Origin of the sequence: Luteimonas abyssi (genome assembly GCF_001482195.1) — a bacterium.
Classification (GTDB): Bacteria; Pseudomonadota; Gammaproteobacteria; order Xanthomonadales; family Xanthomonadaceae; genus Luteimonas; species Luteimonas abyssi.
Genome location: NZ_KQ759763.1, coordinates 2545211 through 2567901, shown reverse-complemented (window position 1 = coordinate 2567901; position 22691 = coordinate 2545211). Strand labels below are relative to the sequence as shown.

Annotated in this window: 16 protein-coding genes; 10 read left to right on the top strand and 6 right to left on the bottom strand. The window is 67.9% G+C overall.

The features are described 5' to 3' along the window. Positions 1-155: 155 nt before the first annotated feature. Positions 156-2027, bottom strand: a complete 1872-nt coding sequence (locus RG19_RS10990) for an ABC transporter ATP-binding protein (protein ID WP_058835301.1) — start codon at positions 2025-2027, stop codon at positions 156-158. An 80-nt stretch (positions 2028-2107) separates the two neighbouring features. After that, on the bottom strand, positions 2108-2734 hold the full coding sequence (locus RG19_RS10985) for an NADPH-dependent FMN reductase (RefSeq protein ID WP_082672615.1): 627 nt from the start codon (positions 2732-2734) through the stop codon (positions 2108-2110). A gap of 70 nt (positions 2735-2804) precedes the next feature. On the opposite strand from RG19_RS10985, the gene soxR reads away from it, so the two are divergent. From soxR to RG19_RS10940, 9 genes are all read left to right on the top strand, one after another. Then, a complete protein-coding gene (soxR, locus tag RG19_RS10980; RefSeq protein ID WP_058835300.1) occupies positions 2805-3254 on the top strand; it encodes a redox-sensitive transcriptional activator SoxR in 450 nt (149 codons plus the stop codon). Between the two features lie 76 nt (positions 3255-3330). Further along, a complete protein-coding gene (locus tag RG19_RS10975) occupies positions 3331-5652 on the top strand; it encodes an FdhF/YdeP family oxidoreductase (protein ID WP_058835299.1) in 2322 nt (773 codons plus the stop codon). Between the two features lie 156 nt (positions 5653-5808). Further along, complete coding sequence (locus RG19_RS10970) at positions 5809-7407, top strand: AbgT family transporter (RefSeq protein WP_058835298.1); 1599 nt, start codon at positions 5809-5811, stop codon at positions 7405-7407. A 142-nt stretch (positions 7408-7549) separates the two neighbouring features. Beyond that, positions 7550-9517, top strand: a complete 1968-nt coding sequence (locus RG19_RS10965; RefSeq protein ID WP_157515241.1) for an alpha/beta hydrolase family protein — start codon at positions 7550-7552, stop codon at positions 9515-9517. 101 nt (positions 9518-9618) lie between these two features. Beyond that, positions 9619-11697 (top strand): S9 family peptidase, encoded by a 2079-nt coding sequence (locus RG19_RS10960; protein WP_058835297.1) that lies wholly within the window; start codon positions 9619-9621, stop codon positions 11695-11697. A gap of 133 nt (positions 11698-11830) precedes the next feature. Next, on the top strand, positions 11831-13081 hold the full coding sequence (locus RG19_RS10955) for a DUF819 family protein (protein ID WP_058835296.1): 1251 nt from the start codon (positions 11831-11833) through the stop codon (positions 13079-13081). A 97-nt stretch (positions 13082-13178) separates the two neighbouring features. Beyond that, on the top strand, positions 13179-14861 hold the full coding sequence (locus tag RG19_RS10950) for a carbon starvation CstA family protein (RefSeq protein WP_058835295.1): 1683 nt from the start codon (positions 13179-13181) through the stop codon (positions 14859-14861). Beyond that, the gene (locus RG19_RS10945; protein WP_058835294.1) at positions 14854-15123 is read left to right on the top strand and encodes a cory-CC-star protein; all 270 of its coding nucleotides are present in this window, start codon (positions 14854-14856) and stop codon (positions 15121-15123) included. The genes RG19_RS10950 and RG19_RS10945 overlap by 8 nt, the downstream gene beginning before the upstream one ends. Continuing rightward, on the top strand, positions 15114-16109 hold the full coding sequence (locus RG19_RS10940) for an ArsA family ATPase (protein ID WP_058835293.1): 996 nt from the start codon (positions 15114-15116) through the stop codon (positions 16107-16109). The genes RG19_RS10945 and RG19_RS10940 overlap by 10 nt, the downstream gene beginning before the upstream one ends. Before the next feature lie 156 nt (positions 16110-16265). On the opposite strand, the gene RG19_RS10935 is transcribed toward RG19_RS10940, so the two are convergent. Then, complete coding sequence (locus RG19_RS10935; RefSeq protein WP_058835292.1) at positions 16266-16889, bottom strand: helix-turn-helix transcriptional regulator; 624 nt, start codon at positions 16887-16889, stop codon at positions 16266-16268. 243 nt (positions 16890-17132) lie between these two features. On the opposite strand from RG19_RS10935, the gene RG19_RS10930 reads away from it, so the two are divergent. Further along, a complete protein-coding gene (locus RG19_RS10930; RefSeq protein WP_162267069.1) occupies positions 17133-18989 on the top strand; it encodes a M61 family metallopeptidase in 1857 nt (618 codons plus the stop codon). A gap of 191 nt (positions 18990-19180) precedes the next feature. Here the strand turns inward: RG19_RS10930 and RG19_RS10925 are convergent, their stop codons facing one another. The 3 genes from RG19_RS10925 to RG19_RS10915 all read right to left on the bottom strand — a co-directional run bounded on the left by RG19_RS10925 (position 19181) and on the right by RG19_RS10915 (position 22617). Beyond that, on the bottom strand, positions 19181-19405 hold the full coding sequence (locus RG19_RS10925) for a YbdD/YjiX family protein (protein ID WP_058835290.1): 225 nt from the start codon (positions 19403-19405) through the stop codon (positions 19181-19183). Continuing rightward, on the bottom strand, positions 19405-21492 hold the full coding sequence (locus RG19_RS10920) for a carbon starvation CstA family protein (RefSeq protein ID WP_058835289.1): 2088 nt from the start codon (positions 21490-21492) through the stop codon (positions 19405-19407). Before RG19_RS10920 ends, RG19_RS10925 begins: the two co-directional genes overlap by 1 nt. A 114-nt stretch (positions 21493-21606) precedes the next feature. Further along, entirely contained in the window at positions 21607-22617 is a 1011-nt protein-coding gene (locus tag RG19_RS10915; RefSeq protein ID WP_058835288.1) for a magnesium and cobalt transport protein CorA, read from the bottom strand. Positions 22618-22691 lie beyond the last annotated feature (74 nt).

Here is a 22691-nt window from a genome sequence, read left to right as displayed (position 1 = left end):
GGGCGCCGGCCGGGGGGGGGGGCCCCCCCCGCCGCACCACGGGCATGCGCTGATCGTCAGGCTTTGCCGGCGTCGAGGTGCGCGACGCCGGACCGCCCGCCGCGGCGTCACCGGCGGGCCGCTCGGCCAGAGCGGCGACGAGACCAGGCCGGGAATCAGTCAGCGTCGATGGGGCGGACGGGGGGCGCGCCGGTCTCCTGGCCCGGATCGATGAACCCACCGGACTGGCGTGCCCACAACTGGGCGTAGATGCCGCCCGCAGCGACCAGCTCGTCATGGGTGCCATGCTCGACGATAGCGCCACGGTCCATCACGATCAGCCGGTCCATCGCCGCGATCGTCGACAGCCGGTGCGCAATCGCGATGACGGTCTTGCCGGTCATCAGCCGGGTCAGGTTCTCCTGGATGACCGCTTCGACTTCCGAGTCCAGTGCCGAGGTGGCCTCGTCCAATGCCAGGATCGGTGCGTTCTTCAGCAACACCCGCGCGATCGCGATGCGCTGGCGCTGGCCGCCGGACAGCTTGACGCCGCGCTCGCCGACGTGGGCGTCGTAACCGCGTCGGCCCTGGGCGTCGACGAGATCGAGGATGAACTCGTGCGCGCTCGCCTGCCGCGCCGCCTCCAGCATCTCCGCCTCGCCCGCGTCCGGTCGGCCGTAGAGGATGTTGTCGCGCACCGAGCGGTGCAGCAGCGAGGTGTCCTGGGTGACCACGCCGATCTGCGCGCGCAGGTCGTCCTGGCGCAGCTGGGCGATGTCGTGGCCGTCGATGCGGATGCGGCCGGATTCCACATCGTGGAAGCGCAGCAGCAGGTTCACCAGGGTGGACTTGCCGGCACCGGAGCGCCCGACGACGCCGATCTTCTCGCCCGGACGGACGTGCAGGTCGAGCCGGTCGATGACCCCGCTGCCCTTGCCGTAATGGAAGCCGACATGCTCGAAGCGGATATCGCCCTCGACGTGTGGCAGCGGTCGTGCATCGGACGCATCGTCGACCGTGGGGGCGAGCGAGATGGAGTTGATGCCGTCGCGCACGGTGCCGATGTTCTCGAACAGCGCCGACATCTCCCACATGATCCACTGCGACATGCCGAGGATGCGCAGGACGAAGGCGATCGCCACCGCGATCGCGCCGGTGCTGACCGCGCCGCCCATCCACAACCAGATGCCGAGTGCGGTCACCGCGAACAGCAGCGCCATGTTGAGCGTGTAGTTGATCGCGTTGTACCAGGTGGACAGGCGCATCTGCCGGTGCACGGTGTCCAGGAAACCGCTCATCGCATCGTGGGCGTAGGCCTGTTCGCGTCGCGAATGGGAGAACAGCTTCACCGTGGCGATGTTGGTGTAGCTGTCCACGACGCGCCCGGTCATCACCGAGCGCGCATCGGCCTGTGCGGTGGCCACCCGGCCCAGCCGCGGCACGAAATAGACCATCATGCCGGCGTAGGCCAGCACCCAGCCGGCGAAGGGCAGCATCAGCCGCCAGTCCGCAGCGGCGGCCACCACCAGCGCGCCGCCGAGATAGACGCCGACGTAGATGCCGACGTCGAGCAGCTTGATCACCGTCTCGCGCACGGCCAGCGACGTCTGCATCAGTTTGGTGGCGATGCGGCCGGCGAACTCGTCCTGGAAGTAGCTCATCGACTGCCGCAGCAGATACCGGTGCACGTTCCAGCGGATCCGCATCGGATAATTGCCGAGCAGGGTCTGGTGGACGACCAGCGAGTACAGCCAGGTCAGTGCCGGCATCACCAGCAGCACCAGCACGGCCATCCACATCAGCGCGCCGCCATGGGCGTCGAGGAAGGTGGCGGGGGTCTGTTCGGCCAGGCGGTCGACCAGCGAGCCGACGAAGGCGTACATCACCACTTCGGCGATCGCGCCGGCGGCCGCCAGGATCGCCATGAGGATCAACCAGCCCTCCGCGCCGCGCGTGTAGTGGCGGCAGAACGCGAGCAGGCCGCGCGGCGGTTGCGTCGGCGCGTCGGTGGGGAAGGGGTCGAGACGGGATTCGAACCAGCGCAGCATGGAGCGTCCTGGGAGCAGTGCGCGCCGGGCGGTGGCCGGCAGCGCGGAAACGGAGGATGTGGGGGCGGTGGCGCGGAGCTTCAAACCCGGTGAGCCGGATAGGGTTCGCGGGCCCGCGCGGCGCGCAGTGCCAGGGCCCACCAGCGCAATTGTGCCAGCATCGCCTGCAGGGCCCGTCGGCAGGCGTCATCGTCGTGCGGTCTGCCGTGGGCGTCGAAGCGTTGTGCCGCGCCGGTCAGCATCAGGCTGTCGTGGACCGGCACCGCGTGAAGGGCGGAAAACACCTGGCGCAGCTGCTCCACCGCACGCAGGCCGCCGGAATGTCCGCCATAACTGACGAACGCGACCGGTTTGGCCTGCCATTCCCCGTGCGCGGCATCGACGATCTGTTTGAGCGGCGCCGGATAGCCGTGGTTGTACTCCGGAGTGATCACCAGGACGGCGTCGGCGTGGTCGAGCCTGTCGCGCATCGCCCGCGTGGCCGCATCGGGTACGCGCGGAAGCGCCTGCGGCAGGTCGAGCGCGCGCGGGTCGAACAGATCGACCTCGAAGTCCCCGTGGCGCGCGATTTCGGTGCCGGCCCAGGCGGCGACGGTGTCGCACAGCCGTGGGGCGCGGTTGCTGCCGAGCAGGACAGCCAGGCGCAGGGTGGCCGGCTGGAACGCGGCGGATTCGAGCGCGGACGCTGGCATGGCGGACGTGGTCATGTGGCCCCGGTTTGCGTGAACGTGCCGCGCAGGGTAAAACCTGTACAAATGTTGAGGTAAAGGAATCGGGATGAGTGTGCCGAGGAGCGTTCAGGAGCTGGCGGTCGGCGAGCTCGCAGCACGTAGTGGCGTCGCGGTGTCGGCGCTGCACTTCTACGAGAAGAAGGGACTCATCCGCAGCCTGCGCACGGCCGGCAACCAGCGGCGCTATCCGCGCGACGTGCTGCGGCGGGTGGCGGTGATCAAGGTCGGCCAGCGGGCGGGGATCCCGCTGGCGGATATCCGCGCCGCGCTCGACACCCTGCCCGAGGGGCGGACGCCGACCGTGGCGGATTGGACGCGGCTGTCGAAGCGCTGGCGCGAGGATCTCGATGCGCGCATCGCGCAGCTCATCCATTTGCGCGACGATCTGGACGGCTGCATCGGCTGCGGTTGCCTGTCGCTCAAGGTGTGCCCGCTGCGCAATCCGGAAGACCGACTGGGCGAGGAGGGCAGCGGGCCGCGTCTGTTCGAGGCCTGAGCAGCCGTCCCGGGTTTCACCCGCGCTTGCCCGTGGGGCAGGTATACCCGAGGGGTCCGGAACGACGGTGGTGACCATGTTCGCGCGGCCCAGGTTCAAGCGTTACACGGCGCCCGCCGGAGGTTGGGGGTCGCTCCGCTCGCTCGTCCGTCATGCGTTCCGGCGGCGGGTGAAGACCGCGCGGGCGCTGTGGGCGCTGCGCAAGCAGAACAAGGCGGACGGTTTCACCTGCGTCAGCTGCTCGTGGGCCAAGCCCAAGGAGCCGCATCCGTTCGAGTTCTGCGAGAACGGTGCCAAGGCGACGTTCTGGGATCTGCAGGGTGGCCGCATCGATGCCGCGTTTTTCGAGCGTCATCCCGTGGCCGAGCTGCTCGGCTGGGCCGACTACGACCTGGAGCGGCAGGGTCGACTGACCGAGCCGCTGCGCTACGACGGACGCACCGACCGCTATGTCCGCATCTCGTGGGACGAGGCGTTCGAGTTGATCGGCCGCACCCTGCGCGAGCTCGACCCCAAGCAGGTGGTCTTCTACGCGTCCGGGCGTGCCTCGCTGGAGACGTCGTACATGTACGCGCTGCTCGCGCGCCTGTACGGCAACAACAATCTGCCTGACAGCTCCAACATGTGCCACGAGAGCACCTCTGTGGGCCTGCCGCGCAGTCTGGGTGTCCCGGTCGGCACGGTGCATCTCGAGGATTTCGACAGCACCGACTGCATCTTCTCGTTCGGCCAGAACGTGGGCACCAACAGCCCGCGGATGCTGCATCCGCTGCAGGAGGCGAGCAAGCGCGGGGTCCCGATCGTGACGTTCAACCCACTGCGCGAGCGCGGATGGGAGCGTTTCACGAATCCGCAATCTCCCGTGGAGATGCTGGGTGGGGGCGGGACGCGGATCAGCTCGGTGTATCACCAGCCCCGTGCGGGCGGCGATCCCGCCTTGTTGCAGGGCCTGTGCAAGGCGGTGCTGGAGCTCGACGACCTGGCGCGCGCGACGGGCGCGACGCGCGTGATCGACGTGGACTTCATCGCCGGGCATACGCACGGCTTCGACGCGCTCGAGCGCCAGCTGCGCGCGTTGGCATGGCCCGCGATCGAACGCGAATCCGGCCTGTCCGTCGAGGCGATCCGCGATGCCGCGCGTCTCTACGCCGAGTCGGCGTCGGCGATCCTCGTGTACGGCATGGGACTGACCCAGCACCGACACGGCGTGGACAACGTCCGCCTGCTGTGCAATCTCGCCCTGATGCGCGGCAATGTCGGTCGTCCCGGCGCCGGCGTGTGCCCCGTGCGTGGGCATTCGAACGTGCAGGGCCAGCGGACCGTCGGCATCAGCGAGAAGCCCGAGCTGGTCCCGCTCGACCGGCTGGAGGCGCAATACGGCTTCACCGCCCCGCGCGACAAGGGGCTGACCACCGTCGAGACGGTGGAGGGCGTGCTCGCCGGCGAGGTGCAGGGATTCATCGGCCTCGGGGGCAACTTCCTGCGCGCCGCGCCGGACACCACGCGGCTGGAGGCGGACTGGCGCCGGCTGCGTCTGACCGTCCAGATCGCGACGAAGCTCAATCGCAGTCACCTCGTCAATGGCGAGGTCGCGCTGCTGCTGCCGTGCCTGAGTCGCATCGAGCGCGATGTGCAGGCCGGTATGGAGCAGGTGGTTTCGACGGAGGACAGCACCGCGCGCATCCACCGGTCGAAAGGCGTGCAGACGCCGCCGCGCGGCGACCTGCTGGCCGAACCCGCCATCGTGGCGGGCATCGCCCGGGCGGCCCTGCCGGACAATCCGAAGGTGCCCTGGGCCTTGTGGGCGCGCGACTATGCCCGCGTGCGCGACGCGATCGAGACGACCTATCCCGACCAGTTCAAGGACTTCAATGCCCGGCTGGGCACACCGGGGGGGTTCGCCCGGCCGAATGGCGCGCGCGAGCGGATCTGGCACACCGACAGCGGCAAGGCCGAGTTCCATGCGGTGGCACTGTTGTCGGCCACCGGATTCGAGGATCGCGACGGGCGGCTTCGGCTCATCACATTGCGCAGCAACGACCAGTTCAACACGACCGTCTACGGATATCGTGATCGCTTCCGCGGCATCGAGGGAACGCGGCGGGTGGTGATGATGAGCCCGGCCGACATCCGGCGGCTCGGCCTGCGGGACGGGCAGGAGATCAGCCTGATCGGCGATGCGGACGACGGCGTGCATCGTGAAGTAGGGGGCCTGCGCGTCACGTCGTACGCGCTGCCGGAAGGGTGCGTCGCGGCCTACTATCCCGAGTGCAATCCGCTGGTGCCCGTCGCCCATCATGCGATCGACAGTCAAGTGCCTGCGTCCAAGACGGTTCCGGTCCGGGTCGGAACGTCGGTCGATCCGCATCGCGTGCCTGCAGGGCCGCCTCCGGCCTAGCCCGTCATCCGCGGATCGGGTCGAGCAGCGGCGAATGTCTGGGCCGGCGGGGATGGGCCATGCCGCATCGCAGCACGTCGTGCTCGGGTGGGTCGGCATTGGACCGCGTGCCGCGGCAGCCCCTAGACTGCGACCACGCTCACACCCGATTCCACGATGACGCAGCAGAAGCCGGCGCCGGCCGCCTCGACCCAGTCCAGTGCCATCACCCGCCTGCTGAATACCGTCGAATGGCTCGGCAACCTGTTGCCGCATCCGGTCACGCTGTTCGCGTTGTTGTCGTTGTTGATCCTGTTGTTGTCCGGTGTGCTCGGCACGTTGGGTGTCAGCGTGCCCGACCCGCGCCCGGAGGGGACGTCCGGGCGTGCGGCGGACGGTGTGATCCGGGTGATCAGCCTGCTCGATCCGGAAGGCCTGCGCCGCATCGTGACCGGGCTGGTGACCAACTTCACCGGTTTCGTGCCGCTGGGCACCGTGCTGGTGGCGATGCTGGGCGTGGGCATCGCCGAGCGCTCCGGTCTGCTGACCGCGGCGATCAAGGCGCTGGTGCTGGGGGCGCCGAAAAACCTCGTGACCGTGGTGATCGTGTTCGCGGCGGTGTTGTCCAACACCGCTTCCGAGATGGGGTACGTGGTGGTGATTCCGCTGGCGGCGGCGATCTTCCACGCGCTCGGCCGGCACCCGTTGGCCGGGTTGGCCGCCGCGTTCGCGGGGGTGTCGGGCGGCTACAGCGCGAACCTGTTGATCGGCACCGTCGATCCCCTGCTGGCCGGCATCACCCAGGAGGCCGCGCGGCTGCTCGATCCCGATTACGAAGTGCATGCGGCGGTGAACTGGTACTTCATGTTCGTCAGTACCTTCGTGGTCACCGCCATGGGCTGGTTCGTCACCGCGCGTATCGTCGAGCCAAAACTCGGTCCGTACGATCCGACGCAGCTCGATCCGGATGCCGAGCCGGTGAGCATGGCGCCGCTGGGCGTGGACGAGAGGCGCGCCTTGCGCTGGGCGGGCGTCGCGGCACTGGTCATCGCCGCGGCGATCGCGGCATTGGTGGTGCCCACGCAAGGGTGGCTCCGACTGCCCGGGGTCGACGACACGCTGGGCAGCCTGCGACCGTTCCTGACCGGTATCGTGGTGCTCGTGGCGGTGTTCTTTGCTGTGCCGGGCATCGTCTACGGCTGGTTGATGCGAACCATCCGCAGCGACCGCGACGTGATCGATGCGATGGCGAAATCGATGGGCACGCTGAGTCTGTACATCGTGCTGGTGTTCTTCGCCGCGCAGTTCGTCGCGTTCTTCAACTGGACCCAGCTCGGCCAGGTCATGGCGGTGCTGGGGTCCAACACGCTGCAGACCATCGGCCTGACCGGGCCATCGGTGTTCCTGGCCTTCATCGCGATCTGCGCATTGATCAATCTGTCGCTCGGGTCGGCGTCGGCCCAGTGGGCGGTGACGGCGCCGATCTTCGTGCCGATGCTGATGCTCATCGGCTACAGCCCGGAGGTGGTCCAGGCGGCGTACCGGATCGGCGATTCGGTCACCAACCTGATCACGCCGATGATGAGCTACTTCGGCCTGATCATGGCCTTCGCCGCGCGCTATCAGCGCGACATCGGCGTGGGTACGCTGATCGCGATGATGCTGCCGTATTCGGTGGTGTTCTTCGTCGGCTGGACGGCGCTGTTCTTCCTGTGGGTGTTCGGCCTCGGCCTGCCCGTCGGTCCCGGCGCACCGACCTACTACGGCGCAGGCTGAGGCACGCGCGCCCTTTCAGGACAACGGGCGCCCGGATACCCGCCCGAGGGCTGGTGGTCACGGGCGTCCGGCTGCAAAATGCGGCGCGCGGTCCGCTCGGACGGACCGTCTTCCAGGGATCGGTGACAAGTCAGGGGGCGTGATGAAGTGGGTCAAGGGGCTGGCCGTGCTCGGCCTGGCGTTGTGTTGTGCGTGGTTCGCGCCTGCGCGCGCGGGTGTGGATCTCGGCCGGTACGTGGCCGACGACTCCTTCGGCACCATCAAGCTGTCGCCGACCGGCGAGTACTACGCCATGACCGTGCAGCTCGAGGCGCAGTACGGCCTGGTCATCATGCGTCGCGCCGACCGCGAGGTGACGGCGACGTTCCGCTTTTCCCGGGGGACCGACATCCACGACTTCTGGTGGGTGAATCCGGAGCGGGTCCTGATCGCGGTCGCGGAGAATTTCGGCAGCCGCGAGGATGCGCTGCCCACCGGCGAGCTCTACGCGATCAATGCGGACGGTTCGCGGCGGGATCTGCTGATCGGCTGGCGGGGCCGGGTGGAACAGACCGGAAGCCGGCTCATCTCGCGCAAGCAGGAAGGCCTGGTCGCCGCGCACCTGATCGACACCCTGCCGGGCGACGATCGTTCGGTGTTGATCCGCGTGCATGCGATCGGTCGCGATCCGAGCACGGTCGTCGAGCGCATGGACGTCTACAGCGGTCGGCGCTCGCGGGTGACGTCCGCCCCCGTGGCCTGGGCCGACTACGTCACCGACAACACCGGTACGGTGCGCTTCGCCTACGGGTCCAATACCGACAACGTCTCGCGGACCTATCTGCGGGCGGGCGACGATGCGCCGTGGATGTTGATCAACGACCAGCGCGAGAGCGGCGGCCTGGTCGTGCCGCTCGGGTTCTCGCCCGACGACACCACCGCCTACCTGCAGGTGGAGCATGCGACAGGGCCGGACAGCATCGTCGCGCTCGACATCGCCAGCGGCGAACGGCGCGAGCTGTTGCGCGATGCGGTGCTGGATCCGGTGCCGGTGTACGTCGATGCGGCGGGTGCCCCCATCGGTGCTTACTTCCACGGCGCACAGCCGCGCGTGGCGTTCTTCGACCCGGAAGCGCCGCAGGCCCGCATGCTGCGCAGCCTGCAGGCCGCGTTCGCCGACCAGACGGTTTCGGTCACGTCCGCCACTCGCGACGGCGGCATCCGTCTGGTACGGGTCGGCAGCGATGTGGACCCCGGGTCGTATTATGAGTTCGACAGCCGCACCAAGGGTGCGGATTTCGTGTTCGCGCGCAGTGCCGCCATCGACCCCGCGCAGATGGCGAACCGGCGCGGCGTGTCGTTGCGCGCTCGCGACGGCCTGCCGCTGCACGGTTTCCTGACCGTGCCGCGGGATACCGACGCGCGTGACCTGCCGTTGGTGGTCCTGCCGCACGGCGGTCCCTATGGCATCTTCGATACCTGGGGCTACGATACCGACAGCCAGATTCTCGCGGCCGCCGGCTACGCGGTGCTGCAGATCAACTTCCGCGGCTCGGGCAATTACGGGCGTGCCTTCCGCCACGCCGGCGCGCGCGAGTGGGGCGGGCGGATGCAGGACGATGTGACCGATGCGACCCGCTGGGCGGTCGAGCAGGGCATCGCCGATCCGGATCGCATCTGCATCTACGGCGCCAGTTACGGCGCTTACGCGGCCCTGATGGGCACGGTGCGGGCACCGGAACTCTATCGCTGCGCAGCGGGCTATGTCGGCGTCTACGACCTGCCGCGAATCCGGACGGAAAACCGCCGGCAGGGGCGCTCGGCCAGTACCTGGACCGGCGAGTGGCTGGGCACCGACACCGCGACGCTGGCGGCCGCATCGCCGACCCGGCTGGCCGACGGGATCGGCGTGCCGGTGTTTCTCGCCGCCGGTGGCGAGGACATGATCGCCCCGGTCGAGCATACCCGGCTGATGGAGCGCGCCCTGAAGCGCGCCGACGTGCCGGTGGAAACCCTGTATTACCCGAACGAAGGGCACGGCTTCTACAACGTCGAGCACCGGCGGGAGTTCTATCGCCGGCTGCTGGATTTCCTGCACCGTCATATCGGCGGGCGGCAGGCCGCGTCCTGAGGCCGGCGGCTCTGCGCCGCTAGCCGCGGGACACGGCAAAACCGGCGACGGCGCGGCATCGGCTAACATCCGCCGATGCCGATCGACGGAGAGAGCCGCCCATGAAGTTCCGTACCGCCCTGCTGCCGCTGTGCCTGACGGCTCTGCTGCCGCTCCAGGCGCAGGCCGAGCGTGGCCTGCAACCGCGCGACCTGGTGTCGCTGACCCGGGTGTCGTCGCCCACGCTGTCGCCCGATGGCGGCCGGCTGGTCTTCGTCGAGCGGACCGTCGACCTGGAAGGCGATGCGTCCGGCACCGCGCTGTACCTGCGCGACCTGCGCACGCGCGATCTGCGGCCGCCGCAGCGGATCACGCCGGAAGGCTGGGCGGTCAATTCGCCGACCTTCTCGCCCGACGGCGCCACGCTGTATTTCCTCAGCGGAAAGCACGGCACCCAGCAGGTGTACGCGATGCCGGCCACCGGCGGCGAGCCGCGGCAGGTCACCGACTTCGCGCTGGACATCGGCAGCTACCAGCTGTCGCCCGACGGCACCCGCGTGGCGTTCAGTGCGGACGTGTTCACCGATTGCGCCGGCGAGGCCGACGTGTTCGCCTGCAGCAAGGCGCGCCTGGACGGGCACGAGGCCTCGAAGGTCAGTGGCGTCACCTACGACCAGTTGTTCGTACGCCACTGGGATACCTGGAACGACGGCCGCCTCAGCCGGCTTTACGTGGCGCCCGTGTCAGGCGAGGGCGCCGCGGCCACCACATCCGCCACGGCGGTCAGCCAGGCGCTGGACGGCGACATTCCCGCCAAGCCGTTCGGTGGTGCCGAGGACTATGCGTGGGCGCCCGACGGCGGCAGCCTCGTCGCCAGCGTGCGTGTCGCCGGTGCCGCGGCGCCGTGGTCGACCAACTTCGATCTCTATCGGCTGGACCCGGCCGGGGCGCGCGCACCGGTCAATCTCACCGAGGCCAACCCGGCCTGGGACACCGGCCCGGTGTTCAGCGCCGACGGCGGCACGCTGTTCTACCGGGCGATGCAGCGACCCGGGTTCGAGGCCGACCGCTACGCGATCATGGCGCTCGATCTCGCCAGCGGGCAGGCGCGCGAGATCGCGCCGGACTGGGACCGCTCGCCCAGCAGCCTGGCGGTGAGCGCCGATGGCCAGGCGCTTTACGCCGCCGCGCAGGACACCGGTGAGTACCCGCTGTTCCGCATCGATATCGCCAGCGGCGACGTGACCCGGCTGATCGGCGAGGGTTCGGTGTCGTCGTTCGATGTGGCGGGACAGACGCTGGCCGTGGCGCGCAATACGATGCGCAGCGGCGACGTCATCTACACCACCACGGCCGATGCGACCGAGCTGCGTGCGATCACCCCGGATGCGGCCGAACGCCTGCCGGATGTGCGCATGGGCGACTACGAGCAGTTCACCTTCCGCGGCTGGAACGGCAACACCGTGCACGGCTACGTGGTCAAGCCCTGGAACTACCGCGAAGGCGAGCAGTATCCGGTGGCGTTCCTGATCCACGGCGGCCCGCAGGGCAGCTTCGGCGATGGCTGGAGCTACCGCTGGAATCCGCAGACCTACGCCGGCCAGGGCTGGGCGGTGGTGATGATCGATTTCCACGGCTCCACCGGCTACGGCCAGGACTTCACCGACGCGATCAGCCAGCACTGGGGCGACCGCCCGCTGGAAGACCTGCAGAAGGGATGGGCCGCGGCGCTGCGCGACTACGACTTCCTCGACGGCGACCGTGCCTGCGCCCTGGGCGCCAGCTACGGCGGCTACATGGTCAACTGGATCGCGAGCCAGTGGAATGCGCCATGGAAGTGCCTGGTCAACCACAACGGAGTGTTCGACACCCGTTCGATGGGGCTGGTGACCGAGGAACTCTGGTTCACCGAGTGGGAGCACGGCGGTACCGTCTACGACAATCCGGATGGCTACGAGCGCTTCAACCCTGCGCGCCACATCGGCGAGTGGCGCGTGCCGATGCTGGTGGTGGCCGGTCAGAACGACTTCCGCGTACCGGTCGACCAGAGCCTGAGCACATTCACCGCGCTGCAGCGGCAGGGCATCCCGTCGCGGTTGATGTACTTCCCGGACGAGAACCACTGGGTGCTCAAGCCGCACAACAGCGTGTACTGGCACGAGACGGTCAACGACTGGCTGCGGCACTACTTCGCGAACTGATCGTGTCTCAATGTGACATCGCGCGCCCCGGCGATCTTCGCCGGGGCGCGCGCGTATCGGCGCCGGCATCCGCCGTGCGGCGCGGCCTCGCGCACTCTGCCCACTTCACGTCTTCCCTGGACGCACCTTCCGCATGAACGACACCGCCAGTACCGCCCTCATCACCAACGACATCGTCGTGTTCGGCCTGATCGCCGCGACCCTGGGCGGCATCTTCTGGCTCGCCAGCGGGCCGACGCCATTCTGGAAGAAGGTCTTCGCGTGGGTGCCGGCACTGCTGCTGTGCTATTTCGTGCCGGCCCTGTACAACACCGCGGGTCTGATCGACGGGGAGAACAGCGCGCTGTACAACCCGATCGCCAGCCGGATCCTGTTGCCGGCGGCGCTGGTGCTGCTGACGCTGTCGGTGGACCTGAAGGGCATCCTGCGACTCGGGCCGAAACTGTTGATCGTGTTCGTCGGCGGTACGCTCGGCGTGGTACTGGGTGCGGTGGTGTCGTTCCAGATCATGGAATGGCTGCATCCCGCGGCGATGGCGGGCGATACCTGGCGTGGCATGGCGGCGCTGTCGGGCAGCTGGATCGGTGGTGGCGCGAACATGGTCGCCATTCGCGAGATCTACGAGGTCGATGCGACGCTGTTCGGGCAGTTCGCGGTGGTCGACGTGGCCTTCGCCAGCCTGTGGTTGGCGACGCTGCTGTTCCTGGCCAACCGTGCCGCGCAGATCGATGCGCGCAACGGCGCCGACACGCGCGCCCTCGACGAAATGCGCGAACGCATCAGCGCCTACGAGGCGGCGAATGCGCGCATTCCCACGCTGACCGACCTGATGGCGATCGTCGGTGTGGGTTTCGGCGTGGTCGGCCTGGCGCATGCGGTCTCCAGTCCCGTTGCGGATTGGTTCGGCGCGAACGTGGCGCTGGCGTCGCGTTTCAGCCTCGACTCCGCGTTCGTCTGGGTGGTCGTGACCTCCACCGCGATCGGCCTGCTGCTGAGCTTCACCCGTGTGCGCGAACTGGAAAGCGCGGGCGCGTCGCGCCTGGGCACGGTGTGCCTGTACTTCCTCATCGCGTGCATCGGCATGCAGATGGACTTCATGCAATTGGCCAACCGGCCGGAGCTGCTGGCCATCGGCGCGATCTGGATGGCGGTGCACGTGCTGGTGATCTGGGGCGTCGCCAAGCTGCTCAAGGCGCCGCTGTTCTACTTCGGCGTCGGCTCGATGGGCAACATCGGCGCGGCGGCATCGGCACCGGTGGTGGCGGGCGCATTCCATCCATCGCTCGCGCCAGTGGGCGTGTTGCTCGGCACGTTCGGTTACGCGACGGGCACGGTCATCGCGTATTTCATCGGTCAGATCCTGCGCATCATGGCCGGACAATAGGTACGACTTTAGTCGTAATTTTTGCGTGTTTTGACCTGCGCACTTGCCGGGTGAGTGATGATCGGTCGCTGATTCTTCGTTTTCGTGGGGGAGAGGCATGAACGCAATCGTCCTGCTGGTTCTCGGCGTGGGCATCATGCTGCTGGGCTATTTCATCTATTCGAAGTTCATTGCCGAGCGCATTTACCGGCTGGATCCGGACTTCGTGACACCCGCGCACACCATGCGCGACAACGTCGACTACCTGCCGACCAACCGCTTCGTGCTGTGGGCCCACCACACCACGTCGGTGGCGGGTGCCGCACCGATCGTCGGTCCGGCGATCGCGGTCATCTGGGGCTGGGCGCCCGCGTTCCTCTGGGTGGCGCTGGGGACGGTGTTCTTCGCCGGCGTGCACGATCTCGGCGCGCTGTGGGCGAGCGCGCGCAATCGCGGCAAGTCGATCGGCACCCTGGCCGGCAGTTTCATCGGCGCCCGCGGACGCAACCTCTTCCTGGTGGTGATCTTCCTGCTGCTGATGATGGTCAACGCCGCGTTCGCGGTGGTGATCGCCAATCTGTTCGTCAGCACGCCGAGTTCGGTGATTCCGGTGTGGAGTGCGGTGATCGTAGCGCTGATCATCGGCCAGCTGATGCATCGCACCAATATTCGTCTGTTGTGGCCTTCGGTGATCGGCCTGGCGTTCCTGTACGCGATGGTGCTGGTGGGCGAGCAGGTTCCGGTGAGCTTGCCGGAGAGCCTGTTCGGTCTGACGGAGCGGTCGCAGTGGATCCTGCTGCTGTTCGTCTACTGCGGTATCGCGTCGATGCTGCCGGTGTGGATGCTGCTGCAGCCACGCGACTACATCAACGGTATGCAGCTGGGCATCGGGATCGGCATCCTGTTCCTGGGCGTGGTGCTCGCGGCGCCAACGTTGGCTGCGCCGGCCTTCAACACCAATGTCCCAGCGGGAACGCCAGGCTTGTTGCCGCTGCTGTTCGTGACCATCGCATGCGGTGCGATCAGCGGGTTTCACGGCCTGGTGTCATCTGGCACCACGTCGAAGCAGCTCGACAAGGAAACCGATGCCCGGTTCATTGGCTACGGTGGTGCAGTCGGCGAAGGCCTGCTGGCACTGGCCGCGATCATTGCCTGTACCGCCGGATTCGCGTCACTGGTGGAATGGGAGGCGGTGTACGATCAGTTCGGCGGCGGCAACGTTGCGGCGTTCGTACAGGGCGGCAGCACGCTGCTGACCGCTGGCCTGGGTATCCCGGCCACGCTGGGCGCCACCCTGCTGGCGACGATGGTGGTGCTGTTCGCCGCGACCACGATGGACAGTGGCGTGCGCCTGCAGCGTTACGTGATCCAGGAAGCGGCAGAGATCGCCGGCCTGCGGGTGGGCGGTGTGGTCGGCACGTTGATCGCGGTGGGCTTCTGCGTCGCGCTGGCGTTCGGCGCCGGCGAGGAAGGCACCGGCGGCATGGTGATCTGGCCGCTGTTCGGCACCACCAACCAGTTGATGGCGGCGCTGACGTTGTCGATCGTGTCGGTGATCCTGATCCAGCTCAAGCGTCCGGCGTGGATGACTGCGATTCCGCTGGTGTTCCTGCTGATCATGACCGTCTATGCGCTGCTGGTGCAGCTGCGGCAGTTCTACGAGGACGGCAACTGGCTGCTGGTGGGCATGGACCTGGTGATCCTGGTCGCCGCGCTCTGGGTGGCCCTGGAAGCCGCCACGGTGATCAACCGGACCCGGCGCGAAGCGCGCGAGGGCGCCGGGCCCGCCCGCGATGCCTGATCGCGACGGCACCTGGTGGGCCCGCCTGCAGGCGGGCCTGCACGAGTACTACGCCGCGCCGTACCGGCGCGGCATCGCCCGGGCCCAGCGTGACGAGGAGGACCTGCTGATGCTGATGGTCTTCTCCGAATCGCTCGGCGTGCCCAATCCCGCCGGATTCCACACGCTGGAACTGATGCCGGTCATGTACGACCGGTTCCACGACTGGCATCGGCGCATGGGCATGGAGCGTTCGCCGCTGGAGCACATCGGATGCTGCTGACACTCGCGCGTTCGCGGCGGGTGATCTGTTTCGGCGGCAAGGGCGGGGTGGGCAAGACCTCGGTGGCCTCGGCCACGGCGCTGGCGCAGGCGCAGGCCGGGCGCCGCGTGCTGCTGGTGTCGACCGATCCGGCCCACAACCTGGGTCATCTGTGGCAGTGCCGGTTGGGGCCGCAGCCGGTCGCATTGCGCGAGCGGCTGGACGCGGTGGAGATCGATCCCGATGCGACGGTGGGTGCGCATCTGGACACCGTGGCCCGTTCGTTGCGGCGGCTGATGCCGGCGCATCTGGGCGGCGAGGTCGACAAGCATCTGAACCTGTCGCGCGATGCGCCCGGCATGCACGAGGCGGCGCTGCTCGAACGCATCGCCGAACTGGTCGAGCACGGGCTTCAGGCGTACGACCTGATCGTGTTCGACACCGCGCCGTCCGGGCACACCGCGCGCCTGATGGCGTTGCCGGAGATGCTGACGGCCTGGACCGACGGCCTGCTGCACCGGCAGGCGCAGAGCCGTCGTTTCGATACTGCGCTGCGCAATCTCGCCCGCGACGACGGCCACGGCCGCCGCGTGTTCGACAGCGAGCGCGCACCGGACACGCCGGAGGACCGCGACCAGGCCATCCGCGGCATCCTGCAGCGGCGTCGCGAACGGTTCCAGCACCTGCGTCGCGTGCTGGCCGATGGCGGCACCACGGCATTCGTCATCGTGCTGGCTGCGGAACGGCTGCCGGTGCTGGAGACGATCGAGCTGCATGCGCAGCTCGCGCGTGCCGGCATCGACGTCGCCGGGCTGGTGGTCAACAAACGCACCCCGGCCGACGCCGGCGTCTTCCTGCGACAACGCCACCAGCAGGAAGCCGTGCATCTGGACACATTGCGCGACGCGCTCCCGGCGCTGGCGCCGCTCGAGCTGCCGCTGCTGGCGGAGGACATCGTGGGCGAGGATGCGCTGGCGCGGTTGGTGGAGTTGCTGGGAGCGGATTGAGCCTGCGCAAGGCCCTCCCCGGCGGGAGGGCGTGCGTACCGACCGCGCATCGCGACGGCAGCGCGATTGCGTACCCGTACGTCATCGGTGCGCCCAGGCAGTCCCGCGGGCCTGGATCGAGAGAACGGAGACGGCGAGGGCGGACGTTCGCCCGGGTTACCTGGTCTGCTTCAGATACTTGTAGAGCGATGCGCGCGAGATGCCAAGCCGGGCCGCGACCGTGGGCGCCGCGTTCCTGACGTCGAAAATCCTCGCATCGTCGATCCGCTGGATCAGGGCGGTCCTGCCTGCCGCATCGAGCGCAGTTGCCGGCCGGCCTTCCTCGGTCTCGTAGGTCCGGACGATCTGCTCCAGTGTCTGTCGCCACGTGTCGTGGAAGAAGGTACGCGGCTCGGCGAATCCCGGCAGGAACGCGAGGCCTGCCAGGCGTGTCTGCACATCTTCCAGCACGGACACGTCGAAGTTGACGCACATCATCCCGTGGGGCGCGTCTTGGCCGTTCCGCAGCACTGCCGTGATCGAACGGAGGTTGCGACCGGTCGACGTGGTGGTCCGGTACGGGCCGATCACCGCCTGCTCCAGCGTGGTGTCCGGAAAACGATCCGCAGCGGAACTGTCGCCTGCGCGTCGCTTGGATATCGGATTGGCGATGTGGGCGATCGTCAATGTGGCCAGATCGTGGATGACGACTTCCACGTGCGGGTGAAACAGTGCGGCGATCGCGTCGGCGACCGGGACGTGCACGGACAGGTCGGTTTTGGTGGACGTGGTCTTCGGCATCGGGCTGCTCGGTGGGTCGGGTCATCCTAAGTCAGTCGTCTCTCATTTACATCTTGTCTAGTTTGTACAATCTGTCTCCGCAGCGGTAGGATGCCGCTCCGCCCGCAGCGGGGCGGTTTTCCGGAGGCTTGCGACACGATGTTTTCCAATGGTTCGGTACGCAGCCCCGGGCTCGGGTGGGTGCTGACGGCGCTTGCGATGATGCTCGGGTCGGCGCCTGCCTTCGCGGACCCTCCGCAGCCGATGCCCCGCGCCGAGACGGTCGCCGCTCCCCAGGACCGTCACTTCGACGGCGAGATGGTGTTGGACGTCGACGCGACGGATGTCGCGCGCGGCCTCTTCCGGGTACGTCAGCTGATCCCTGTCCAGACCAGCGGACCGGTCACGTTGCTGTATCCCGAATGGGAGCCGGCCAGCCATGCCAGGACGGTGTCGGTGGCCAGTCTGGCGGGGCTCTTCATCGGCGACGGGTCCACCCGGCTCGCCTGGCGCCGCGACGACATCGACCCGCATGCCTTCCACGTCGACGTCCCGGAGGGAACAGCCGTTCTGGAGGTCGAGTTCCAGTACGTCACCCGGCCCGGCGATCCGGTCATGCAGCCGGACCTGGTGGTGTTGCAATGGCACAAGACCCTCCTGTACCCGGCGGGCTGGTTCGCCAGGAACATCCCGGTCCGCGCCAGGGCGCGCTTTCCGGAGGGCCTGACGCCGATCAGCGCTCTCGAGCTGGAGGGCATGCAGGGCAATGTCGCGACCTTCGGGTCCACGTCGCTGGAGCGGCTGTCCGATGCGCCTGTCTTCGCGTCCCGATACACCCGCCGCATTCCGCTGGGCATGCCGGAAGCGCCACCGGTCACGCTCAATGTGCTTGCGGGCGCCCCCGCCGGACTCGATGTCGCGGCAGACGACGTGGACATGCTGCGCCGGATGATCGCCGAGACCCACGCGCTGCTCGGCCACGCGCCCTACCGTCGCTTCGAGATCGTCGTCGTCCTCGACGACGACTTTCCCGCAGGTGGCGTGGAGCATGCGGATTCGGCGGAGATCTACCTGCCATCGGCCTACTTCCTCGACAGGTCGGCACAGCTCAACAATCTCGACCTGATCGCGCACGAGTACGTCCATGCGTGGAATGGACGCGCACGACAGCCACGGGACGCATGGGCCCCGACGCTCAATGTGCCGGTCAGGAACAGTTTGTTGTGGGTGTACGAAGGGCAGACGGAGTTCTGGGGGCGCGTGCTCGCCGCGCGCAGCGGCTTGAGGAGCCGGGACGAGACGCTGGAGAAGATCGCGCTGGATGCGGCGGACGTCGTCGCCAGAAGCGGGCGCGCCTGGAAGTCGCTGCGCGACACCGCCAACGACCCGTTGTACATGTCGGCCAGGTCGACCGTGTGGCCCGAATGGCAGCGGAGGAAGGACTACTACACCGAGGGCGTCCTGCTGTGGCTCGATGTCGACACGACCTTGCGCGAACGCTCGGCGGGCCGTGTGGGCCTGGACGACTTCGCGCGCGATTTCTTCGGTGCCGGCGGAGGTGGCGGTGTCACGACGTACGACTTCGAGGATATCTGCGACGTGCTCGGCAGGCTCGTGCCGATGGACTGGTCGTCCTATCTCGACGACAGGCTGGACGCACGCGAGCCCGTGGTGCTGGAAGGCCTGGCACGCGCGGGGTGGTCGCTCGTCTTCGATCGCCGACCCAGCAGGACCTTCGAGCAGCACGAGGCCGAACTGGGGGCGAGCGACCTCACTCACTCGATCGGAATGACGGTAACGGATGCGGGTTCGGTGCGATCCGTCGCCTGGGACGGTCCGGCGTTCGACGCGGGCATAGTGCCGGGCGCGAAGTTGCTCACGGTTGATGGCGAGGCGTTCTCGCTGGAACGGCTCCTGGTGGCGATCGACGCTCCGAACGAGCATCCGCTTGCGTTGGGCTACGAGTTCCGGGGTGCGCAGGCGACAGGCGTGCTGGCGTATCGCGGCGGCCTGCGTTATCCGTCTCTGAGGCGGATGGAACACGTGCCCGACCGGCTGTCCGGTCTTCTCGAGGCTCAAGCGTCGTCGTACCGGCGGTCCGGGGATCCTGCTTCGAGATGAGGAGGGTCCGGGAGGGGTGCGACGATCCGTTGTCCGCACGCAGCGGGGAGGGCATTCCCCGGATGCAGGAAACCGCGGGGCGCTCCGGGCGAGGTGGGCGGCCACGGCCAAGAGGAGCAAACGAAGCGGGGCCTGTCGGCCCCGCTTCGGTTTTTCTGGAACGTCCGGAGTGTCCGGAACGGGCCCGACGGTCAGCAGCAGCGGAACCCGGAGCGCCCGCCGAAGCGGGCCTCCTGGCGTTCGCGGAAGAACGTCTTGTAGTCCATCGGCTCCCGCTCCGGGTGCTTTTCCAGCATGTGCCGCACGTAGTTGTCGTAATCCGGAATCCCGCAGCACAGGCGTGCGGTCTGCACCAGTCTCCGCCACACCAGTTTCTGGGTGGCGAAGAAGGACGCCGGTACCAGTTGCGAGCCCATTACAGCCAGGCCTTCTGCTGGTCGGGCGACAGCTCGACGTAGGCCGTTTCCCGGTCGGTGCGTTCGGCGACCGAGCGTGCCTTGAGGATCGCGCGCACCGCGTAGAACAGCACGCTGAACACCACGAACAGGAACAGCGTGGTCAGGCCGGCGTTGACGAATCCGTTGACCACCACCTGCTGCATCTGGCCCATGGTCTTGGCCGCGCCCAGCAGCTCGCCGTTGGCGATCGCGTTCTGGTAGTGGCGTGCCTGGGCGATGAAGCCCATCGCCGGATTGCTGTCGAACAGCTTGATCAGGCCTGCGTACGTGGTGCAGATCAGCAGCCATATCGCCGGCGTGATGGTCACCCACGCGTAGCGGTCCCGCTTCATCTTGAACAGCACCACCGTACACAGCATCAGCGCGATGCCGGCCAGCATCTGGTTGGCGATGCCGAACAGCGGCCACAACGTGTTGATGCCGCCCAGCGGATCGACCACACCCTGGTAGAGGAAGTACCCCCACAGCGCCACGCAACCGGCGGTGCCGATGACGTTGGCGCTCCAGGACTCCGTACGGCGCAGCGCCGGTACGAAGCTGCCCAGCAGGTCCTGCAGCATGAAGCGGCCGGCACGGGTGCCCGCATCCACCGCGGTCAGGATGAACAGCGCCTCGAACAGGATCGCGAAGTGGTACCAGAACGCCATCATCCCGTCGCCGCCGGGCAGGGCGTCGTGCAGGATCACCGCGATGCCCACCGCCAGCGTCGGTGCGCCACCGGCGCGCGAGATGATGCTGGCCTCGCCGATGTCTTCGGCGGTCTTGGCCAGCATTTCCGGGGTCACGTGGAAGCCCCAACTGCTGATGGTGGCCGCGACCTGGGCCGGATCGGTGCCGATCGCGGCCGCCGGGCTGTTCATGGCGAAGTAGATGCCCGGCTCGATGATCGAGGCCGCGACCAGCGCCATGATCGCCACGAACGACTCCATCAGCATGCCGCCGTAGCCGATGTAGCGGGCGTGGGTCTCGTTGGCGAGCAGCTTCGGCGAGGTCCCTGAGCTGATCAGCGCATGGAAGCCCGACACCGCGCCACAGGCGATGGTGATGAACAGGAACGGGAAGATGTCGCCGCGCCAGACCGGGCCTTCGCCGCTGGAGGCGAACTGGGTCAGCGACGGCATCTTCATCGTGGTGACCTCGGGGCTGGCGATGATGATGCCGATCGCCAGCGCCACGATCACGCCGATCTTGAGGAAGGTCGAGAGGTAATCGCGCGGGGCCAGCAGCAGCCACACCGGCAGCACCGCGGCGACGAAGCCGTACCCGACCAGCATCCAGGTGATCTGGGTGCCGGTGAAGGTGAAGAACGGCCCCCAGTACTCGTGGGCGCCGACCTTGCCGCCGAACCAGATGACGAACAGCAGGGCGAGGATGCCGATGACCGAGATCTCGCCGATCTTGCCCGGACGCAGGTAGCGCATGTAGACGCCCATGAAGATCGCGATCGGGATCGTCGCCATCACCGTGAACATGCCCCATGGACTCTCGGCCAGGGCCTTGACCACGATCATCGCCAGCACCGCCAGGATGATGATCATGATCATGAAGGCGCCGAACAGCGCGATGGTGCCGGCGACCGGCCCCATCTCCTCGCGGATCATGTCGCCCAGCGAGCGGCCGTCGCGGCGCGACGAGATGAACAGGACCATGAAGTCCTGCACCGCGCCGGCCAGCACCACGCCGGCGATCAGCCACAACATGCCGGGCAGGTACCCCATCTGCGCGGCCAGCACCGGGCCGACCAGCGGGCCCGCGCCCGCGATGGCGGCGAAGTGGTGGCCGAACAGCACGTGCTTGTTGGTGGGCACGTAGTCCAGACCATCGTTGTGGACGTGCGCCGGCGTGGCACGCGTCGGGTCCAGCCGCATGACGTGCTTGGCGATGTACAGGCTGTAGTAGCGATAGGCGACCAGGTAGATCGAGACCGCCGCGGTCACGATCCACAGGGCATTGATGGACTCGCCCCGACGCAGGGCAACGGTGGCGAGGCAGAACGCGCCGAGCAGGGCCAGGCCGGCCCATGCCACTTTCGACACGACTTTCATGATGGAGGATTCTCCCGGGATGACGGCGCAAGCCTCCTCCTGGGCGGGGGCCGAATCAATAAGCGAATGCGGCCGGATGCTTAGACTTTGGTCGAATCCCGCCCCCGGGGCCGGCTACAGCCAGCCGACGCGCTTGAACAGGCGGTACAGGCCGAAGCAGACCGTGCCCACCACCGCGATCAGGATCGGGTAGGCGTAGCGGTCGTCGAGCTCCGGCATGCCCTGAAAGTTCATTCCGTACCAGCTGGTGATCAGGGTCGGGGCGGCCAGCAGCGCGGCCCAGGCGCCGAGCTTCTTCACCGTCTCGCCCTGCGCCAGGGTGACCAGGGACTGGTTGACCGCCATCGCGGTGCCGAGCATGTCGCGCAGCGCGTCGATGGTGTCGTTGACCCGCACCACATGGTCGTGGACATCGCGGAAGTAAAGGCGGACCTCTTCCGGAATCTGCCCCGACGGCGAGCGCACCAGCTGCGACAGTACGTCCAGCAGCGGCGAGACCGACATGCGCATGTCGGTGAGTTCGCGCTTGAGGTCGTACAGGCGGACGATGGTGCTGCGCCGGTAGGCGTCGGAAAAGATGTCGCGCTCGAGCGCACGCAGCGTGGCCTTGAAGCGGCCGGCGATCGGCAGATAGTTGTCGACGATGAAGTCGAGCACGGCGTACAGCGCGTACGACGGCCCCAGCGCCAGCAGCTCGGGCTCGCGTTCCACACGCGCGCGCGTCGGCGCGTAGGACAGCGATGCGCCGTGGCGCACGGTGATCAGGAACTTCGGGCCGACGAAGATGTGGGTCTCGCCGTAGAGGATCCGTTCGTCGACCATCTGCGCGGTGTTTACCGCGACGAACAGCGAGTTGCCATAGGCTTCGATCTTCGGCCGCTGATGCGCCTTGTGCGCATCCTCGATGGCGAGATCGTGCAGGCCGAACTCTTCCTGCAGCTTGTCGAGCGTGGTGTCGTCGGGCTCGTACAGGCCCAGCCAGACGAAGCCGTCGCCGGTGGCGATGCGGTCGCTGATCGCATCGAGGTCGATATCGTGACGGCGCGCCTGACGGTCGTACCAGACACAGTTCACGACGCAGGCGGGGCGTTCCGGGCGAGCGGCGGGGTCGGCGTTGGCATCCATTGGCCGCATCCTGCGCGTGGCGGGACGGCCGGGCAAGGTGTGGCGCCCGGGAACGGCGTGGCGCGGCCAGGCGT